Below are 19,153 nucleotides of genomic sequence, written 5' to 3'. Positions count from 1 at the left end.
TGCGACGGTGTCGGCGTAGCTATGGTCGAATTTGATGAAGGTCTCTATCGCGCGCTTCCTCTGCCCCTGGCTGTACATGCGGTTCTCCTCCTGTCCCGCCTTGGTCCAGGATTCCCACCGCAGTCCCTTCTGCTCAAAACTACTTGACTAAACACACTGGACGAGTAGCCGCACCGGGCGGCGGGCCTATGGGGCTGTCGGAAAGTGCGCAAGAAACTTGACGGTACCCCCGGACGTGACGCTGCCGGAGGGGTGGCCGTACCGGAGGGTGGGCCTATGCGGCTGCCGGAAAGCGGTTAAGTATCTTAACGGTAGCGGAAAGCGCGAAAGAATCTTGGCGGCACCTAGCCAACCGGCGGTACCATCTCGGTTGATTTTCGTTACTAAGTGAGGCTACTGCTCATCTCGACGGTACATCATGAGAAGTGTTTCAAAATGTCGAGAGTGGTTCGTCATCTTTTTGCGACTGACGCGATGCCCTATAGCAAGAAATCTGCTTTCCTATGAGCTGCCTAAGTGATTGATCGAACATTTATACACTTTACGGCTTGCTGGTAAACATGTTGAATTATGCGAATAAGTGTGATGTCAAGCAGCGATGCAATCGCGAGCGATGCAAAGTAGGAACATATCACTAAAACAACCCAGATGAGAACCCGAATGGGGATAGTAAGCAGTTCTATGCTTCCATGCAACATTGTCTCATATAAAAAAGGTGCAATCATAGCAATGGAAGTGTATTGCAATAGATAAATTGCATAGGAGCGTCGCGCGGTCCATTCAATGACTTTTCTGAAAAAGTTATTATTCACTTGTAAGCCATCGAAAAGAAAAAGAATGGCAATCGTTGCAAATAGCCATGGATAGCTGGGGTCAAAGCGGTCAACCCCAAAGTAAGCAGATACTACGTCAAAAGCCCATAACACTAGGCCAAACGCAATTAGCTTCTTTTTCGTAGTTCTAGAAGTATCAGGTGCGAGTCGACGATAGAAATAGCCTAGACAGAAATACATAAAATAGCCTGAACCAGGAATCAATACTGTTGGTAGTAATCTTTTTGTAATATTGATTGTCAGCTCAAGTGTCGAATGGTTTGTCACTCTAAACAGCCAACAAAGATAGTTTAGACATACTCCTAACAGGGTTACTAAGCAAGCCGCCTTTGCAATCGTTTTAATTTGATAGTTGTCAAGCTTCTCAAATTGCCAATAGAGAAAGGGCGCAACGACTAGAAAGGGAATTAGTGTGGGAATAAACCACCAAGGCCCCAACTCATTTGAGAAAAAAAGAAGATATTCAGCTACTGACCAATTTGAGTTATTGGTTTTGTAAAGAAATAGGACAACAGAATATGCAAATAACGGAAGGACGACAGTGGATATTTTACGTGAATAGTAAGACAACAAGCTTGACTTTAGCGGTCGTATTGCAAAGTAGCCAGAGAGCGCAAAGAAAATTGGGTCACATAGAATTCCTGTAATAGAGACAATTAAATCGGCATTTATTCCATTCAAAATGCCTAAATATGGACTGCAGTGGCAGACAACAACGGCTAGCATGCAAAGCGATCTCAATAAATCCAAATTAACGAGCCGTTTCACCCTTTTTCTCTCCCTATAAATAACCGTTGACTAGATATTCTAGTTAAATGGTAAGTGACTGAAATAGCAATGAGTCGGCCCTATGCCCAAAACTGAGCAGAGAGGCGGATGTATTCCCATAAATCTGCTGGCCATGTCATTCCCGTGGGGCCCATAGCTGATGACATGATGCCAAACCGCTGAAATACCAACATCACTATTCCAATTAAAACACTGTAGAAGAGAGTAAGATGCGCAAAATGAAGAGGGATGCTTCTGTCCCCGTTCTTTTCTTGAGTTTCGATAGAAAAAGCCGTTGCCGTAGATGCGAAGCAGAAGCACAGGGAAAAATCGAGACCATACCTTGGGAGTAGTCCTGCACCTTCAGTATCAAAAACGCACACTATGAAACCGAGGATAAGAAAAAGAAAGATAATTGTCTTCTGTTTTCTATCGTTGATGCGGCAAAGGAATAGAAGAGGGATTACGGAAACAAACGGATAGCAAGTTAACATGCCACCAATCAGTGGCTCAGAAACAGTCATTCCAGGAAAACTAGTATTGATTGCCGTTGGTTGTAAAAAGGGAAAACTTGTCGTTAGTGCGGGGGGCTGTAGAAGATAGTAAAAAACCCCTTCTCCCGCTCTCACGAAATCGAATCCTCTAAGAGTCATATCGTTACCTGCCAGATTGTAATTTGCACCAAAATCTAGCGGAGATTCAAAGCGAATGAAGTTGTAGTACATAAGAGGGATGGCTATTGCAATCAAAGGGACAATGACGCAAGCAATAACTCGTATCATGCATTTTAGCTTCTTTGCTTTATAGTATGTCTTAATTTGTTTTACTAGTATGACCGCCCATGGAATAGAGAGTATTAGCAGCTGTGGCCTACAGCCTGCAACTAAACCCATAGCTAAAGAACCAAAGCAAAGCTTTGCATACCGACTCGAAGGATTACTGTCGTTAATTGATTGAACTGTTAACAGTAATCCAATTAGAACAAACGCAAAACCGCACATACTGGGCACTGAGTAGAAACTTGGTCGTCCTAGCACTACCACAACGTACGATGCTCCAAGTGATCCGAGGAATGACAAAATAAAAGTTGACAACGATATTGTTGGATGATAATGACGGATAATCGCTCTGAAGAGTAGCCATAAGACAACAGTCGAAGCAAGCGCCATGAAAAGGGTGACAATCGAGTTGGGAAGGTCGTTGCCAGTAAGTAAGAAGTATGGGAGATAGAACAGCACGACTGGAACTACTCCAAAATAGACATAGTAGGAGCCTTTATAATAGGCTGCGTCATTTTTGTAGCCGATGCCAGTCTCTTCAGCTATGCGATTGCGCAGGGAAGCATCGTAGGGATTATCAAGTTGTTTCAGCCAGTCAGGCGGCTCTTCATTAAGTGTAACTTTTCCTTCGGCAAACGAACGTGCCAGCTCTGTGTACTCGTTATGGGCAAATCCGTCGTACCAAGGCACGTTGGGATCGTCGCTACCTATATGGCATGTCATCGTTATGACTGCCAACACGATAATGAGGACAACAAGTGAAGCCCTTCTGTAAACCGGGCTATCTACTCCTATTATTCTACTCCAGCTGCTTTTGGGCCGAAGGTACACTATGAAAGAAATGAAAAGAAATGATGCGATATAGCGACCGATACTGAAGAAGAAGGGGACCGGCTGATTTACAGATATAGATTTTACTGAAATTGGCTCGTTGAGTCCGGGGAACGTTACAACAAGATCTTTTACATCCCCGTACGGGTGGATTCGGAAAGTCGAAGAGCGTTCGTTTCCTGAATACACTTCTGTTTGAGGCAAGGAATACAGCTCTGTGCTTCCATCGTCTGATATTTGGTACTGAACGGTAACGATATTGTTTGCTTCAACCTGAATAGTAATGGTTTCAATCGACCTGTTTAATTCTGAAAATGAAATAGTGTCAGCTGAGTCATCGGCTATTACTATGCTTTCACTGATCTGTGCAGGGTTTTCTAGGAAACAGCTTAACCAATGATTAATGTTAAATAGCGTTATCTCAAGAAAAAACGAGATAACACCAATCATAACGAGAGTAACAATGACTTTATGTCCCGTTGTATTTTGGGTAAAACAGGGCAAATTTCGTAAAAGTTTCATTCGCATTCACCAATTAATTTTTGTTGGATGCTGCTACGCGATTGACAGAGACCTTGTGTGCTTAGAAGCATAAGCGATGTAACTCGATAGTAGTACTCGAATGCTATCCCTATTGCTGTCTCTCTCGATAAACCGCCAGCTCCCATTCACGCCGTTCAGATTTTGCGACGCTATCCAGAATAATGCCGGTTGCTAAAGAAAGGCAGCAAAGAAAGATGAAGGCCACCGCAAGCAGGGCAGTTGGTAAACGTGGAACAAGACCTGTTTGAAAATACCCAATAATGACTGGCACGCCAAGTAATAGTCCAGCAATCGCAAGCACGAGCGCCACAAGAGTAAAGAATTTTAGGGGACGATAGTCTTTGAAGAGCGTGCCGATCATCATGATGACCTTAAGACCGTCACTAAATGTATCAAGCTTAGACTCTGATCCGGCAGGACGGTCGCGATAGACAATCGGAACATCGAGAATACGCCAGCGGCGATCGACAGCATGGATGGAAAGCTCAGTCTCAATCTGGAAGCCCTCAGAAAGCACAGGGAAAGTTTTCACGAATGTACGCGAGAACGCGCGGTATCCAGTCATAACGTCATCGAAGCCATATCCATAAATCCATTTGATCATGAAGCGGACGAGATTATTACCAAATCCGTGAAATGCCCGCTTATTTTCTTCAGCATATGTTCCGTTAGAGAGGCGGTCGCCTACAGTCATATCCGCTTTACCTTCTAATATGGGAGAGCAAAGGCTACTTGCGGCATCGGCTGGATACGTATCATCACCATCTACCATCAGATAGCAATCAGCTTCGATATCGCGGAACATTTGACGAACTACATTGCCCTTGCCTTGGCGGGGCTCGAAACGGACAATGGCTCCATGTTCTCGAGCTATTGCTGCAGTGTCGTCGGAGGAGTTGTTATCGTAAACGTATATCGAGGCACCGGGAAGCTCCCTGCGGAAGTCATCCACTACTTTGCCGATGGTGACTGCTTCGTTGTAGCACGGAATCAGCACGGCGATAGAGCCATTCATGCATTCCCCAATCAAAGTGGTGACAAGTTTATTCAATAGTACGACATTTCACGAATTAAATTGGATAGGGCTAGCGGTACGTTAATGAATACCGGTTCAGTTCATATTGTTGTCGTCTGTATTGGTAAAACGACCCTTAATGATTGGTAACGTACAATTTCTTGCGCACTTTGACAGCGGAATAGCGTCCAGATGAGGAAGGAGGGCACGGCCCGCCCCCGGTATGATTCGAGTTGCCTAGATTCGATCAGACTGGAGGAAGACCATGCCCGAGCCAATCGTAACACTGAACGAGGAGGCCCTGAGAACCGACCTGCGCGAGCTCGTCAGGAGGACCGTCGAGGAGATGCTGAACGGCCTGCTGGACGAGGAGGCCGACGACCTCGTCGGCGCCGAGCGCTACGAGCGCACCGCCGGACGCGAGGCCTACCGCGCGGGGCACTACGAGCGGAGGCTCACGACGACGTCCGGCGAGGTCACGATCCGCATGCCCAAGCTCAAGGGGATGCGCTTCACCACGGCGATCATCGAGCGCTACCGCCGCCGGGAGACCTCGGTCGAGGAGGCGATGATCGAGATGTACCTCGCCGGGGTCTCGACCAGGCGCATCGAGGACGTCTCCGAGATCCTGTGGGGCTCAGGCGTTTCGGCAAGCACGGTGTCCAACCTGAACGAGAAGGCCTTCGAGGCCGTCGAGGCCTGGAGGAACAGGCCCCTCGAGCGCGCCTACCCCTACGTCTACGTCGACGGGATCTACTTGAAGAGAAGCTGGGGAGGCTCCTACGAGAACGTGGCGGTGATGGTGGCCATCGGCGTCAACGACGACGGGTACCGCGAGGTCATCGGCGCCGCCGAGGGGTTCACGGAGTCGGCGGAGTGCTGGCGGGGGTTCCTCTCGTGGCTCAAGTCGCGCGGGCTGCGCGGCGTGAGGATGTTCACCGGGGACAAGGCCGCCGGCATGGTGGGATCCATCGCCGAGGTCTTCCCGGGGGCGGCCTACCGGCGCTGCACCGTGCACTTCTACAGGAACGTGCTGGCGAGGGTCCCGAAGTCGAGGAGGCCGAAGGTCGCCGCCATGCTCAAGGCGGTCCACGCCATGGAGTCGCGCGAGGCGTCCGAGGCCAAGGCCCTCGAGGTGGCCGACGAACTCGACTCCATGAGGCTGAGGGAGGCCGCGAAGGTCGTCAGGGACGGCTACGCGGAGACGCTGGCCTACACGCGCTTCCCGAGGGAGCACTGGAGGAGGATCAGGACCAACAACGCCATCGAGAGGCTGAACCGCGAGATCCGGCGCAGGACGAGGGTCGTGGGCACCTTCCCCGACGGGAGGAGCGCCCTCATGCTCGTGACCGCGAGGCTCAAGTACGTCGCCGAGAGCGAGTGGGGCTCGAGGCGCTACCTGGACGTGACGCTGCCGGGCGAGTAGCCGCACCGGAGGGCGGGCCTATGGGGCTGTCGGAAAGTGCGCAAGAATCTTGACGGTACCTAATGATTGTGTTGTTGAAGGCCTCACAATCCCTTTATAATGTGAGTACACAGGGGGATTTGAGTTCGAGAATTGAGTTAGTCCTGTGAGGTTATTGCTGTTTGCGACGCTGCTGCTATCGATTAGCGCATACATGGCTTATCGGGTTCTTGGAGGCGGCAGGCGCCGGTTAATTAGTCAAGTTGTCTCTTACCTTAGTCCAGCTCCATTTGTTGCCTTGGCGATGTTTATTGTTCTTTGGGCACTAGCTGGTAAGTTTGAAACTGGCGATGTATTTTTTCCTACGGCAATAACAATTTGTTGCTTAATCCTATTTGCTGTTCTTTCTTATTTTCGAACTGTGGTTGCTTTGCAACGTTGGATTGCACCTAACCCTGTGTTCGTGGCCTATATCGTTGCGCGCGATGCACTTCTTATCTTAATCGCCTCGATCTATTCCTTTGTTGCTCTCGAGGTGCTTTGGAACGACTGGCTGATGCAGATGCAGGTGAATTACGTCCTAATTGGGCTAACTGCTATCGCTGTCACTTTGGTCATGCTTTACTTTGCTGGCCAGCGTACTGGAATCCTGGTTTCTGTAGGGGTTCTTTTCTTTACGGGCATAGGCTTTGTTCAATTCTTTGTGGTTTCGTATAAAGGGGCACCGATAATTCCCAGCGATGTGTTTGCTATTGGGACTGCTGCTGCGGTGAGCGGAGGGTACGACTACATCCTTCCCGAGTCGGCGCTTTGGCTAATCCTCGCATGCGGTGTCGTTTTATTTTTGCTGCAGTTCATGAATCCTGTATTCTCTGATGGTAGGCATGCGGTCATTCGAGAATGCGCACTGAACTCGCTGGTCTCGGGCGGCATGCTTATCTTGGCAATTTGTTGCTTTCAAAGTATTAGCCTTGCAGACACTTTTGGGCTGGATAAGGCATTCTGGCAACCTCTGCCCCCGTATAAAACCCAGGGGTTTATACCATCATTTCTAGCCTTGGCTCAGGAGATGAATGTTCAAATCCCAGTTGGATATACAGAACAATCTGCTCAGTCGATAGAGGATCGACTTGTGGAGCAGTATGATGCGAACTTCTCTACGGATGAGACCCAGATGCAGTTTGTAGAGCAGCGGCCAGCTGTCGTAGCGATTATGAATGAGTCTTATGCGGATTTAGGTCCCGTGCTGGACGGCCTCTGGGTTGATTACCCAGGCTCCTCCTTCCAGAATTCGCTAACTGATGCTGCATTGATGGGCAATCTGTCAGTTTCTGTGCACGGCGGAGGAACTGCGAATTCAGAGTTTGAGTTTCTTACTGGAAATACTATGGGTTTCCTCGGTACGGCATGTTACCCATACAGCGCGTTCAATTTAGCAAATATTGCTAGTCTTCCACGTCAATTTTCTGACCTGGGATATAGGACCATTGCCATGCATCCGAACTTGGCGACAAATTGGAGTCGTGATAAAGCGTATCCAGCGTTGGGATTCGACGAGTTTTTAGATATTGATGATTTTCAGGGGTCGAATCTCTTTCATAGCGGTGTTAGTGATGCTGCGACTTACGATAAAATTCTTGAGCTTTTGCGCGAAGATCCTTCTCCTCAATTCATTTTTGACCTCACGATGCAAAATCATGGTGGATACACCCTTGGTATGACAGCTCAGGGATTGCCGTATTTTGACTTTCCAATGACGGATGATGGCATGGATGCCCAGATGAATGATTATCTTGCATGCGTTGAGGAGTCGGATAGGGCACTGTCGGACTTCATTGCGGAGCTGCGCACTCTCGAAAGGCCTGTCATCGTTTTAGTTTTTGGAGATCATCAGCCGGCAATCTCGAGTGTATTCTTCGACGCAATGCATCCGGGGGTTGAAGATATTTCAACTGTAGAGCGGCTTTATACTACACAATACGTTATCTGGGCGAACTATGATATTGCCGGTAACGCTCAAGTATCTGAGCGTGAAGACTTGAGTGCCAATATGCTCGGCGCAAGATTACTTGAGATTGTTGGTGCGCCGCTGACTGACTATCAGAAAGCGGTTCTTGCGCTACGAGATAGAGTATCGGCAATTAATGCTATTGGATATAGAAATGCTGAAGGCTTGTGGCTCGATCTTCTCGCAGATGATCGGCTTTCAGCGGTAAACGATCTTGAGTTCTTACAGTATCTTAATTTTGGCAGCAGGGTGTGAAGCGTGGCTGATAACTGCCTCACGGGCTCTCAATCGGTTAGCGGAACCACTTGATACTAAGCAACTATGAACTCTTGTCAAATCAATACATACGCATAACATCTTGTACAATTTCTATATCTACTTACATCCCCATACAGAATGAGACTAGGCAGGCTCTGAAAGAGTTTATCTTGAATTGTGGCTCGATTGCCTCGATTTATCGCTTGCGTCTTGTCACTCGGTGTTCATTCCAAGTGCGAGGCCTGCCATAGCACCTTCCCAAAGCATCTCAAATCGCTTATCGAGTAATCCATTATCGCCCTTGCTGCATAATGTGGATGCATGCTGATTCTTGTCTATTGCCGGTCGTAGACTTATTCGTTCCGTTAATCGAATGGCGCTTTGCGTGAGCATGCCTCTAGGGCCAAAATTAAATCTACGCGGGAAATGGCTCCCGCCCGGAAACCCGAAGGGGCTGATTTCATGCCTAAGATTCTGCTGCTCTGCGGCGATTTTGCGGAGGATTACGAGACCATGGTGCCGTTCCAGGCGCTCTCGATGCTCGGCTATCAGGTCGACGCCGTGTGTCCGGACAAGAAGGCTGGCGACACCATCGCGACCGCCGTTCACGACTTCCTCGGCGAGCAGACCTATACCGAGCTCCGCGGCCACAACTTCGCCCTCACGGCCGACTTCGACGCCGTCGATACGAAGGACTACGCCGGTCTCTACATCACCGGCGGCCGCGCTCCTGAGTACATCCGCCTCTATCCGCGCGTGCTCGAGATCGTCCGTGAGTTCTTTGCCGACGGCAAGCCCGTCGCCGCGATCTGCCATGGCCCGCAGGTCCTCACCGCCGCCGGTGTGCTCGAGGGCTACACCGCAACCGCCTATGCCGCCGTCGGTCCCGACATCAACCTCGCTGGCGGCACCTACAAGGAGGTTCCGGCTGACCAGGCTGTCGTCGACCGCAACCTCGTGACCTCGCCTGCGTGGCCCGGCGACACCGCCTGCTGCCGTGAGTTCGTGAAGCTCCTCGGCGCCAAGATCGAGATCTAAGCAACTCGTTCTTTGCTTCGCCTGTCGTTGGTTGACTCGTCATCCCGTCTGCTCTCAAGGGAGTGGGCGGGATGTCGCTATCCGGGCGCGGGGAGCGGGCTCATTCGTGTCGCTCGCCATTTGTTCCTGTCGGCGTGCGATTTGCTGCGCCATTGCGCGCGTCGTTGATGATATGGCGGCTCATGGACTTCCATTTTGCCTGGCGCCGCGCATTGCTGGCGAGTGAAATGATGACCCATGCCGGTAAAACGACCAGCAGCCCAATCGCCAAGCCGATCAGCGTATATGCCATCAAATGCGACATCATGTCACCCCGCGTAATCTTATTGGTGCCCTAAAGCATCGTGACCTTTGCGCCGGGGAGGCAGCCATGCGGTCCGAGCCCAATTGTACCGTCCCTCATCACTTAAGGCCCTCTGTTTGATCCTATCGGCGCTTTATTGGCGCAGTAGATGACGATGCAAGATTCTCCTCCCATGCTATCCGACCGTCTACCGGGTGTTTTCAACCGGTCATGAAAAAGATTCTCAAACAGAATAGACAACAAGAAAATAAACACCATACTGTGAGGATAAGGAAGCGGTCGGTCTATCCGGCGTTCCCATGGTTGCAGCCAACATCGTTTAAAGCCTCCTATGAGAGAGGTGGTAGGTATGGAAGTGCCTTCGTGGCTCGCAAACGTTCCCCTTCTGTTCAAGGACAACAGAATCGACCGGTTCTACATCGGCGGTTCCGCGCTGGCTGCATGGCGGCATGCGGATCCCGAGCCTGATGGGCATCATTGCGAGGAGCTGCTCGTCTCCTCGATAGGCGCCATCGTCACGGGAAAGCCCAAGGGTTACGCGGTGAGCGTGACGATCGACGAGCAAGGTGCACTGCCGTTGGATAAGATCATCCAGGCGTATCCGGACGACGTGCTGGGAACTCGTTTCCAAGAGTACAATCCCGGGCATCTTTCCGTTCTTGCACGCGTGGGGGACACCACGGTACGTCTGCCGATGCAGTGCCACCCAACGAAGGCTGATGCGCAAAAGTACTTCGGTATGCCGATGGGAAAGACCGAAGCTTGGTATATCGCACGGACGCGCGAAGACTGCGAAGACCCGTGCGTGTACGTCGGTTTCCGTCCGGATGTGACGCGGGAGCGCTTCGAGCAGCTCTTCCTCGATCAGGATATCGAGGGCATGTTGGGATGCCTGCATCGCATCTCGGTCCGTCAGGGAGACGTTGTCCTCGTTCCCGCCGGTATGCCGCATTGCGTCGGCCCTGGCTGCCTCTTCGTTGAGTTCCACGAGTGCAACGACTTGACCATCCGCCTCGAGCGCGAGGTGAACGGCCTTACGCTCACCGATGAGGAGCTCTTCGGCGGCCTCGATGTCGAGCACGGGCTGGGGCTGTTCGATTACACCACCTACTCGGAAGAAGAGATACGCCGTCGTTGCGTTATGGAGCCTACGTTGCTCGATAGCGCCGAGGGCGGAGAGCGGTTCTCCTTCATCGGCTCTGAGCAAGGCGAAGGGTTTGAGGTCGAGGTTGCGAACGTGCACGGCTCGTATGCATTGCCGGCGTTCGACGGCCATAGGGTTCTCGTCGCCCTCGAGGGCGATGTCGAGCTCGAAGCGGTATCGGGGACGTATCGTCTCGGACAGGGCTACGGGGCATGCGTCCCCGCGGCGTGTAAGGAACTTGTGCTGAAGGGAGGGAGCGCAAGGATAGGTATCGGAGTACCGCGCATCGTCAGCTAGCAATCGTAAGCATCAGGGAGGAAAGCAATGAACATCGTCGCCGTAGCGGCATGCACGACGGGGCTTGCCCACACGTACATCGCCCGCGAGAAACTCGTGAAGGCCGCTGAAGCTCGCGGCCACACCATCAAGTGCGAGACCCAGGGAAGTATCGGCATCGAGAATGAGCTCACCGCGGACGATGTGGCAGCTGCCGATATCGTCGTCCTCGCAATCGACGTCGCCATCGACAAGATGGAGCGCTTCCAGGGCAAGCCGACCGTCAAGGTCGGTACGTCCGAGGTCGTGAAGAACCCTACTGCGTTCATCCAGAAGATCGAGCGCGCCATGGCGAAAAGGGGTGTCAAGTAAATGAAGAAGATCATCTCCTGGAACGATGTCAAGCAGTGCATCCTGACCGGTATCTCGTACTTCATCCCGCTCGTTGTCGGCGCAGGCCTCACGATGGCCATCGGCCGCGCCATCGCGGGCACCGACGTCGCGAACCTGGGTACCTCCGGCATCGGATACTGGATGTATCAGACCGGTAACCTCGGTATGCAGCTCATGGTGCCCATGCTCTGCGCCTACATTGCCTTTTCGTTGGGCGAGAAGCCCGCGCTGGCACCTGGCTTCATCATCGGCTGGGTCGCCTACAACCTCAACACCGGCTTCATCGGCGGCATGCTCGGCGGTGTGCTCATCGGCATCCTCGTCCGTTTGGGCAAGGAGTACATCCATCTGCCGGCATCGATCGCATCGCTCAAGGGCATGCTGGTGATACCGTTTCTGGCTACGGCTATCGGCGGCATCATCATGTACGCGGTGATCCAGGGCCCCATCACCTGGCTCATGGCTCAGCTCACCGCCATCCTGGCTTCCCTGTCCTCCGGTTCGCGCTTCCTGTACGGTGGCGTGCTCGGTGCCTTCGTGACGTTCGACTTCGGCGGCCCGGTCAACAAGGCTGCGACGGCGTTCGTTAACGCGCTCTACACCGAGGGCATCACCGACGCCAAGGTCGTCCAGATCATGTGCAGCATGACCCAGCCGTTCGGCATCGCCATCGCGGCACTGATCGCCCGCAACAAGTTCACCAAGGCCGAGAAGGAGACCCTCAAGGCCGCGGTCCCCATGGGTTGCTTCATGATTTCCGAGGGCGTCATCCCCATTGCTGCTCGTGACCTGGTGCGCGTTGTCTTCGCTTGCGTGTGCGGTGCGTTCGTCTGCGGCGGTCTCTCCATGATGTGGGGCAACTCCTCTGAGCTGCTCAACGGCGGCTTCATCGCCTTCCCGTTCTTTGGCGATCCGCTGCGCGCTCTGCTCTGCCTTGCGATCGGCTCCGTCGTGACCGGCGTCATCCTCGCCTTCATCAAGAAGCCCGTCGACCAGAACGAGGATTCCGGCGAGATCGACCTGGGCGAGGAGCTCTCCGAGGAGGAGCTCGACGACCTCGACATCGAGATCATGTAAGGGGCCAAGATGCTTTGTACGCTTAAAGAGCTGCTCGGCAAGGCTAAGGAGCACTCGTTCGCCGTTGGTGCTTTCAACACCTCCGACCTTGTGCTCGTGCGTGCCGTGCTCGAGCAGGCGGAGGAGAGCGACGCTCCCGTCATCCTGCAGTTCGCACCCGGCGAGTTCAACTTCGCCACCCCCGACTTCTTCACGTTCGTGCGCGCCCGCGCCGAGAAGAGCCCGGTTCCCGTGGCGATCCACCTTGACCACGGCAAGACGATCGAGGATTGCGCCGCTGCCATAAAGGCCGGTTTCACCTCGGTCATGATCGACGGCTCCCTTCTGCCGTACGAGGAGAACGTTCGTCTTACCCAGGAGGTCGTGCACCTCGCTCACCTGATGGGCGTCTCGGTCGAAGGGGAGATCGGCACCATCGGCACGATGGGCAACTCCGACGAGGGCGGCGTCGAGAACGTGGTGTATACGGATCCTGACGACGTGACCGACTTCGTGGGCAAGACCGGCGTCGACGCGTTGGCCATCGCCATCGGAACGGCGCACGGCATCTATCCCAAGGACTTCGTGCCGCAGCTGCAGCTCGATTTGCTCGAGCGCATCGCGGCGATTGCGCCGGTGCCTCTGGTGCTCCACGGTGGGAGCGACAACCCTGATGCGGAGATCGCCCGTGCATGCCAGCTGGGTATCCAGAAGGTGAATATCTCCAGCGATATCAAGCAGGTGTACTTCCAGACCGCGATGGGAATCTACGGCGATACGGGGAACTTCATGCCCCCGCAGGTGTTTGGCCCCACCATCAAGGTGGTGCGCGAGACGGTCCTGGAGAAGATGGAGCTCTTCGGCTCCGTGGGCAAGGCGTCGCTTTGGCGCGCTGCGTGACGAGCTTGGTTTCTGCTCGTTAACGTGATGGACTGGTGGGCGGTCGATGGGGTTTCCACCGACCGCCCCGGATAGAAAGGGCATGAGATGGAGCTCAGGGACGTGCTCACGCCGCAGATGGTTCACACGGGCGTGGACGTTGCCGATAAGGACGGAGCCATCCGCTACCTCGCCAGAGTGCTGGTCGATGCGGGCTACGTTGATGACCTCGAAGCCTTCGTTGCCGACGTGTACCTTCGCGAGACGGAGGGCATTACGGGTATCGGCGGCGGCATCGCCATTCCCCACGGCAAGAGCGCGAGCGTGACGGTGCCGGCTGTCGCCGTTGCGACGCTCGCGCACCCCATTGCGTGGGAGACGCTCGACGGTGGCGATGTGGACGCGGTGTTTCTGTTCTGCGCCGGCGATAGCAACGAAGGGGCCCGAGAGCATCTGGTGCTCCTCTCGAAGGTGGCGACGAAGCTCGCGGACGACGATCTGGTCGTCCAGGTGCGTCATGCACAAAGTCCCGAGGAAATAGTACGATTGATGTGCGGATAGGGTTCTGCGGGGCAGGGGGTGTTGGCATGGTCGGCACGAAGGCCGCTAGCGGTGTCTTGAGCCAGATCTGCGCGAAACGCGACAACCTTTCTACAGCTGAGTGTAAGGTTGCAGATTTCGTGCTGTCGCAGGAGCCTGCTGAGGTCTCTATGCTCGGTGTGAAACGGGTTGCCGAGGCGAGCGGCGCTTCGATCGCGACGGTCTCGCGCTTCTCGCGCCGGCTCGGGTTCGAGAGCTTTTCGGATTTCCGCTTCGCGCTCGCGCGCGAGAGCATCATGGGGATCGACTCTCCGAGCGACGAGCCGTCCGCGTTCACCGGCGACGACCTGCGCCAGTCGATCGATGCCATCCTCAAGTTCAAGACCGACGAGATCATCGATACCGTTTCCGGCTTGGACCTCGACGTAGTGCAGCAATGCATCGACGCCATTCTCTCGGCGCGGCAGGTGCTCTTCGCTTCGGTGGGCAATTCGATTCCTATAAGCATGAATGCTTCGTTCAAGTTCATGCAGATGGGCGTGCATGCGAGCTGCCCGGTAAACACCGAGGGCATGTCGCTCGAGTCCCTTCTGTTGGAGAAGGACGACGTCCTTATCGTGGTCTCGAACTCCGGTCATTCCAAGCGCCTTGCGGCGATCATCGACAACGCCGAGGACTGTCAAGCCAAGGTCATCGTCATCTCCAATGACGAGACGTCACCGCTCGCCCAGCGTACACCGCTGTTCCTCAAGGCGGCGACGCGCGACCGGGCGCTTACCGGGCAGATGTCGTTCTCGCACAACTCGACGTTCTTCGTGCTCGACATGCTCACCTTGCTGTTGTTCAGGCATGCGAAGGATGTTCGCGAACGCTATCTGCTCCACTGGAAGACCGCGCGCGACGACAAGGGAGTGCCCAACCCGCTGCTCTCGTAAGACGAGTTCCGTACATCGAAAACCGATTATGAATGGAGGTAGTGCCATGGAGGCAGTACCTGATGGTTCCGTGCGCGATTTGCGTCTTGCCGCGAATGACATGCGTGTGGATGTGGTCTCGATGATTGCGCGCGCCGGGTCGGGACACCCCGGCGGTTCGCTATCCTGCGTCGACATCCTTGCTGCGCTGTACCTAGGCGGCGTGTTGCGGATCGATGTGGATGATCCCGATTGGTCGGAGCGCGACTTGTTCTTCCTTTCCAAGGGCCATGCGGCGCCGGCGCTATATGCGACGCTTCATCGCCTAGGCTGGATCGATGATGAGGATGTCGCCTCGTTGCGAACGCTCGGCGGGAAGCTCCAGGGACATCCGGACAGCAACGCGTGCCCCGGGGTCGAGGTCTGTTCAGGGTCTTTGGGCCAGGGGCTGCCCATCGCCGTAGGTGCGGCGTGGGCGCTCAAAGGAAAGGCTACAGAAGGTCGGTCTTCCGAGCGGTCTGTCTATGTCCTGGTTGGTGATGGCGAGCTGCAGGAAGGGTCGAACTGGGAGGCGCTCATGCTCGGCGCCCATCATAGGCTCGATAACTTGACGCTCATCGTGGACCAGAACCGCTTGGAGCTAGATACAGCGGTCGATAGCGAGTGCACGTTGGGCGACCTCCGGCAGAAGCTGGAGGCATTCGGCTGGTGCGTTTTCGAGGTGGATGGCCACGATATCGAGGGGCTGCTTGGGACGCTGCGTTCGGCCCGAAGAGTCCGAGACACCCGTCCCCGCGCCATCATTTCCCACACGGTCAAGGGCAAGGGCGTTTCATTCATGGAGGACAACGTAAGCTGGCACGGAGGAGCTCCTAATTCCGCCCAGGCCGAGCAGGCGCTTGCAGAGCTCGCAGCTGAGCGCGAGGCGATGGAAAGGGGAGAGGGCAATGAGTAAGAGGGCGACGCGCGAGGCGCTGGGCGCCACGTTGGTGGAGCTCGCCCAGGAAGGGGCCGATATCTTCGCGGTCGATGCGGATCTGGCGCGGGCGACCACGCTGCAGGTGTTCGGTAACGCCTATCCCGACCGACTCCTCAACGTCGGCATCGCCGAGCAGGACATGATGGGTGCCGCAGCGGGTATCGCCCTCACCGGCGGTACCGTGTTCACCGGATCGTTCGCCGCCTTTGGTACAGGTAGGTGCTACGACCAAATCAGAAATACCGTCTGCGAGTCCCATCTCAACGTAAAGGTCTGTCCCACGCACGCCGGCATCACGGTGGGCGAAGACGGGGCGACGCATCAGATGCTCGAAGATATCGGCCTCATGCGCGGCCTTCCCGGCGTGCGCGTCCTGGTGCCCGCGGATTACCATACCGCTTGCGCGGCGATCCGCCTCGCAGCAGATGTCGAGGGCCCTGTCTATATCCGCTTCTCGCGCTTCGCGACTGCGGAGATCTATGACGAGACGATCAAGGGCTCCTTCCCATGGGCGACCGTGCTGCGCGAGGGCGCGGACGTCTCCCTGCTCGCCTGCGGCGTCGAGGTGGAGCAGGCGCTTCAGGCGGCGGACCTGCTCGCTGCGGAGGGTGTCTCCGCCGAGGTCATCGACATCGAGTCGGTGAAGCCGTTGGACGAGGACCTCATCTGCGCGAGCGTCGCCAAGACCGGGCATGTGGTCACCGCGGAAGACCACTGCGTGGCGACCGGTATGGGCGCCGCAGTCGCCGGGCTGCTTGCCGAGAGGTGCCCGACACCGATGAGGTTCGTCGGTATGCGGTCGTTCGGCACCTCGGCTTCTGCTGAAGCGCTGCTCAGGCATTTCGGGCTCGATGCGGAGGGAATCAAGGCAGCGGTACTTGATCTTCTTCGCTAGTTTCCGGCGAGCTTACTCTCGATTGTTCATTGTTCTTGCCCGCTATCGAAGGAGTAGATCATGGCGGCTACCGGATATGCGGTGGCCGCCATTTGATTGAGATTTTAAATAGCGACTTCGAAGTGTTCGCTATTTCCCGCATGGATGTAGACAAGGATTTGTAGGCATTATCAAAACGATATTCAGAGGAACAGAAGTTGACTTGTTCTCTATAATCCGTCTCGTCGCATCTTATGCGTGGATTGAAACATGTGAGACAACTTCTTTGACATCCGCACTTCCGGATCGCGCTCTTTATGAGTGCGGAAATAGAAGCAAATCGTCTATAATCGGTTCGCGTGGCGGTGCTTGTTCGCTGCGCGTCGCTTAATGTGCGCCATTAGCTCAGTTGGATAGAGCAGGAGACTTCTAATCTCAAGGTCGAGGGTTCGAATCCCCCATGGCGCACCAGTCCTTTCTTTATCACGAGAATTAAATGTCACGTGAGTTCACTGTATGCGAGCTCAAAATGCATTGTGCATCGATGCTGCCATCTATTTGGGCAACGCCGCAGTCACCATCGTTGTGTATCTCGGGCATGGTGTATTATCCACCTATGATTTATAATGCTTTATAACGTTTCATTTCCATGAATGTGATTGGAGATGCAATGATTGACTTCCGCAATCCATACACTCCAGGAGCGGGTGTAATGCCTCGGTATTTGGCGGGTCGCGGCAACCTTGTCGATAGCGCTCGGCAGCGACTCCAGGCGGTTTCCGAAGGATACCAGGCTCGATCCGTTATCTACTACGGGTTACGTGGTGTAGGAAAAACCGTCTTGCTCAACGCAGTTGAGGAGGAGGCTGATAAGCTCGAGGTATTATGCCGCCATATCGAAGTCAAAGAGGATGGCGATCTCACCAAGACGCTGGCGAGCGCATCAAATGCCTTTGTGGTGAGCTTGAGTGCGATGAAAGCTGCCAAAGCCTGGCTCGACAGAGTTGTATCGGTCGCAAAATCATTCACCGCAACGTGGAATCCTGAGGATAATACGTTGTCATTGGGTCTTAATGACGCTGCGCTAACCGCGGCGACCGCGGGAACTGGTGACCTGTCGAACGATCTGACCCAGCTGCTTGTTGAGCTTGGTAAATGTGCGCGGGAATGCAAGAAGACGATTTGTTTTTGCATCGATGAGGTGCAGTACGCGCGTAAAGAAGAGCTGGAGGCCGTCATGACGGCACTTCACCGCACGAGTCAGCTCAACCTGCCCATCATCTTTTTCTGCGCCGGTCTCCCACGGATTCTTAAAGACGCTGGGGATGTCAAATCGTATTCCGAACGCCTCTTTGAGTTCATCGAAATTGACTCGTTGAGTGCGAGCGCTGCGGCGGAGGCGGTTATCGAGCCGGCTAAGCCATTCGGAGTGGCGTACGATGATGATGCTGTTGCGCTCATCGTCAAGGAGACGGCTGGCTACCCGTACTTCATCCAGGAGATGTGTTCGACGATCTGGGAGCGCTGCGACGGGTCTCGTATAACCGTGGAGGACGTGGCTGCCAACATCGACGAGACCAACAGGAGGCTCGATAAGGGTTTCTTCCTTGTGAGATTCAATCGCTGCACGGCGCGCGAGCAGGAGTTTCTGCAAGCCATGGCGTCATGCGAGGAGCTGCCGTGCACGATCGCAAACGTCGCCAAGGCGATGGGGCGCAAGGTCACAGCCATCAGCCCCTTCCGGGCCAAGCTCATCAACAAGGGCCTCATCTACGCAACGGGCAGGGGAGAGATCGATTTCACCGTCCCGCGATTCGACGCCTTCCTAAAGCGCACGCAAGGGGTGTAACGCTTAGGGATATTCGTCGCGTGCCGCAATTCGCATCGTCTCATGCCGCTCGCAAATCTTGCCGTGCAACGGCGGCGGCATGCGTTAAACTATGAGAGTCGTTCATGTGGGCCCGGAGCCTTCGCTGCACCGGGACAATGCAAAAAAGGAGACAACTATGGTTTCTGAGAAGGTCACCCTCGTCAACCCCCAGGGTCTTCACATGCGTCCTGCAGGCCTCTTCGCCTCCACCATGGGCAAGTTCGCCTGCGACGTGACCGTCGTCACCCCCGAGAAGGAGGTCAACGGCAAGAGCCCCATGGCCCTCATGGCTGCCGGCATCCCCTGCGGGACCGAGGTTGAGATTCGCTGCGATGGTGCCGATGAGGCCGACGCCCTCACCACCGCCATCGATCTCATCAAGAGCGGTCTCGGCGAGTAGACCACCTGCCATGTCTCGCATAGCGAGCAACTAAGTTTGTGTGGAG

The 19,153-nt window shown here is 54.5% G+C and carries 17 protein-coding genes and 1 tRNA gene; 14 read left to right on the top strand and 4 right to left on the bottom strand.

Annotated features, from left to right (window positions below):
- Positions 1-512 precede the first annotated feature (512 nt).
- The 3 genes from C1717_RS06055 to C1717_RS06050 all read right to left on the bottom strand — a co-directional run bounded on the left by C1717_RS06055 (position 513) and on the right by C1717_RS06050 (position 4,769).
- Entirely contained in the window at positions 513-1,601 is a 1,089-nt protein-coding gene (locus tag C1717_RS06055) for an acyltransferase (RefSeq protein ID WP_077071192.1), read from the bottom strand.
- An 80-nt stretch (positions 1,602-1,681) separates the two neighbouring features.
- Positions 1,682-3,733, bottom strand: coding sequence for a hypothetical protein (locus C1717_RS10485; RefSeq protein ID WP_144277180.1), 2,052 nt, complete (start codon positions 3,731-3,733; stop codon positions 1,682-1,684).
- A gap of 109 nt (positions 3,734-3,842) precedes the next feature.
- Positions 3,843-4,769, bottom strand: coding sequence for a glycosyltransferase family 2 protein (locus C1717_RS06050; protein ID WP_077071194.1), 927 nt, complete (start codon positions 4,767-4,769; stop codon positions 3,843-3,845).
- Between the two features lie 265 nt (positions 4,770-5,034).
- Between C1717_RS06050 and C1717_RS06045 the strand changes: the two genes are divergently transcribed.
- The 3 genes from C1717_RS06045 to C1717_RS06035 all read left to right on the top strand — a co-directional run bounded on the left by C1717_RS06045 (position 5,035) and on the right by C1717_RS06035 (position 9,478).
- Positions 5,035-6,195: an IS256 family transposase gene (locus C1717_RS06045; protein ID WP_102372279.1), complete on the top strand. Its 1,161-nt coding sequence runs from the start codon at positions 5,035-5,037 to the stop codon at positions 6,193-6,195.
- A gap of 193 nt (positions 6,196-6,388) precedes the next feature.
- Positions 6,389-8,437, top strand: a complete 2,049-nt coding sequence (locus C1717_RS06040; protein WP_146003663.1) for an LTA synthase family protein — start codon at positions 6,389-6,391, stop codon at positions 8,435-8,437.
- A 465-nt stretch (positions 8,438-8,902) separates the two neighbouring features.
- On the top strand, positions 8,903-9,478 hold the full coding sequence (locus C1717_RS06035) for a DJ-1/PfpI family protein (protein ID WP_102372277.1): 576 nt from the start codon (positions 8,903-8,905) through the stop codon (positions 9,476-9,478).
- Between the two features lie 100 nt (positions 9,479-9,578).
- On the opposite strand, the gene C1717_RS10480 is transcribed toward C1717_RS06035, so the two are convergent.
- On the bottom strand, positions 9,579-9,785 hold the full coding sequence (locus C1717_RS10480) for a hypothetical protein (protein ID WP_146003662.1): 207 nt from the start codon (positions 9,783-9,785) through the stop codon (positions 9,579-9,581).
- A 346-nt stretch (positions 9,786-10,131) separates the two neighbouring features.
- Between C1717_RS10480 and C1717_RS06025 the strand changes: the two genes are divergently transcribed.
- From C1717_RS06025 to C1717_RS05975, 11 genes are all read left to right on the top strand, one after another.
- The gene (locus tag C1717_RS06025) at positions 10,132-11,223 is read left to right on the top strand and encodes a class I mannose-6-phosphate isomerase (RefSeq protein WP_102372275.1); all 1,092 of its coding nucleotides are present in this window, start codon (positions 10,132-10,134) and stop codon (positions 11,221-11,223) included.
- Positions 11,224-11,250: 27 nt separating this feature from the next.
- The gene (locus C1717_RS06020) at positions 11,251-11,574 is read left to right on the top strand and encodes a PTS fructose transporter subunit IIB (protein WP_102372274.1); all 324 of its coding nucleotides are present in this window, start codon (positions 11,251-11,253) and stop codon (positions 11,572-11,574) included.
- The gene (locus C1717_RS06015; protein WP_102372273.1) at positions 11,575-12,672 is read left to right on the top strand and encodes a PTS fructose transporter subunit IIC; all 1,098 of its coding nucleotides are present in this window, start codon (positions 11,575-11,577) and stop codon (positions 12,670-12,672) included.
- A gap of 9 nt (positions 12,673-12,681) precedes the next feature.
- Positions 12,682-13,551 (top strand): ketose-bisphosphate aldolase, encoded by an 870-nt coding sequence (locus tag C1717_RS06010; RefSeq protein ID WP_102372272.1) that lies wholly within the window; start codon positions 12,682-12,684, stop codon positions 13,549-13,551.
- A gap of 87 nt (positions 13,552-13,638) precedes the next feature.
- A complete protein-coding gene (locus tag C1717_RS06005; RefSeq protein ID WP_102372271.1) occupies positions 13,639-14,091 on the top strand; it encodes a PTS sugar transporter subunit IIA in 453 nt (150 codons plus the stop codon).
- Positions 14,092-14,117: 26 nt separating this feature from the next.
- Positions 14,118-15,005, top strand: a complete 888-nt coding sequence (locus tag C1717_RS06000) for a MurR/RpiR family transcriptional regulator (protein ID WP_102372270.1) — start codon at positions 14,118-14,120, stop codon at positions 15,003-15,005.
- 46 nt (positions 15,006-15,051) lie between these two features.
- Positions 15,052-15,939: a transketolase gene (locus tag C1717_RS05995; protein ID WP_102372269.1), complete on the top strand. Its 888-nt coding sequence runs from the start codon at positions 15,052-15,054 to the stop codon at positions 15,937-15,939.
- The gene (locus C1717_RS05990) at positions 15,932-16,858 is read left to right on the top strand and encodes a transketolase family protein (RefSeq protein ID WP_102372268.1); all 927 of its coding nucleotides are present in this window, start codon (positions 15,932-15,934) and stop codon (positions 16,856-16,858) included. Before C1717_RS05995 ends, C1717_RS05990 begins: the two co-directional genes overlap by 8 nt.
- 373 nt (positions 16,859-17,231) lie before the next feature.
- Positions 17,232-17,308 (top strand) — tRNA-Arg (locus tag C1717_RS05985).
- Between the two features lie 241 nt (positions 17,309-17,549).
- A complete protein-coding gene (locus tag C1717_RS05980; protein ID WP_180965856.1) occupies positions 17,550-18,686 on the top strand; it encodes an AAA family ATPase in 1,137 nt (378 codons plus the stop codon).
- A gap of 157 nt (positions 18,687-18,843) precedes the next feature.
- Positions 18,844-19,107 carry an HPr family phosphocarrier protein gene (locus tag C1717_RS05975; protein WP_102372266.1) on the top strand — a complete coding sequence of 88 codons (264 nt, stop codon included), beginning with the start codon at positions 18,844-18,846 and terminating at the stop codon, positions 19,105-19,107.
- Positions 19,108-19,153: the final 46 nt, after the last annotated feature.

Origin of the sequence: Enorma phocaeensis (assembly GCF_900186505.1) — a bacterium.
Classification (GTDB): domain Bacteria; phylum Actinomycetota; class Coriobacteriia; order Coriobacteriales; family Coriobacteriaceae; genus Enorma; species Enorma phocaeensis.
This window is presented reverse-complemented; position numbering and strand designations above follow the sequence as displayed.

Bases quoted from the DNA above. Each gene is read 5' to 3' on its own strand.
- C1717_RS06005 (WP_102372271.1), top strand. From the start codon at position 13,639: ATGGAGCTCAGGGACGTGCTCACGCCGCAGATGGTTCACACGGGCGTG.
- C1717_RS06045 (WP_102372279.1), top strand. From the start codon at position 5,035: ATGCCCGAGCCAATCGTAACACTGAACGAGGAGGCCCTGAGAACCGAC.
- C1717_RS06035 (WP_102372277.1), top strand. From the start codon at position 8,903: ATGCCTAAGATTCTGCTGCTCTGCGGCGATTTTGCGGAGGATTACGAG.
- C1717_RS06015 (WP_102372273.1), top strand. From the start codon at position 11,575: ATGAAGAAGATCATCTCCTGGAACGATGTCAAGCAGTGCATCCTGACC.
- C1717_RS10485 (WP_144277180.1), bottom strand. From the start codon at position 3,733: ATGAAACTTTTACGAAATTTGCCCTGTTTTACCCAAAATACAACGGGA.
- C1717_RS05995 (WP_102372269.1), top strand. From the start codon at position 15,052: ATGGAGGCAGTACCTGATGGTTCCGTGCGCGATTTGCGTCTTGCCGCG.
- C1717_RS05975 (WP_102372266.1), top strand. From the start codon at position 18,844: ATGGTTTCTGAGAAGGTCACCCTCGTCAACCCCCAGGGTCTTCACATG.
- C1717_RS06000 (WP_102372270.1), top strand. From the start codon at position 14,118: ATGGTCGGCACGAAGGCCGCTAGCGGTGTCTTGAGCCAGATCTGCGCG.
- C1717_RS06020 (WP_102372274.1), top strand. From the start codon at position 11,251: ATGAACATCGTCGCCGTAGCGGCATGCACGACGGGGCTTGCCCACACG.
- C1717_RS10480 (WP_146003662.1), bottom strand. From the start codon at position 9,785: ATGATGTCGCATTTGATGGCATATACGCTGATCGGCTTGGCGATTGGG.
- C1717_RS05980 (WP_180965856.1), top strand. From the start codon at position 17,550: ATGCCTCGGTATTTGGCGGGTCGCGGCAACCTTGTCGATAGCGCTCGG.
- C1717_RS06040 (WP_146003663.1), top strand. From the start codon at position 6,389: ATGGCTTATCGGGTTCTTGGAGGCGGCAGGCGCCGGTTAATTAGTCAA.
- C1717_RS06050 (WP_077071194.1), bottom strand. From the start codon at position 4,769: ATGAATGGCTCTATCGCCGTGCTGATTCCGTGCTACAACGAAGCAGTC.
- C1717_RS06025 (WP_102372275.1), top strand. From the start codon at position 10,132: ATGGAAGTGCCTTCGTGGCTCGCAAACGTTCCCCTTCTGTTCAAGGAC.
- C1717_RS05990 (WP_102372268.1), top strand. From the start codon at position 15,932: ATGAGTAAGAGGGCGACGCGCGAGGCGCTGGGCGCCACGTTGGTGGAG.
- C1717_RS06010 (WP_102372272.1), top strand. From the start codon at position 12,682: ATGCTTTGTACGCTTAAAGAGCTGCTCGGCAAGGCTAAGGAGCACTCG.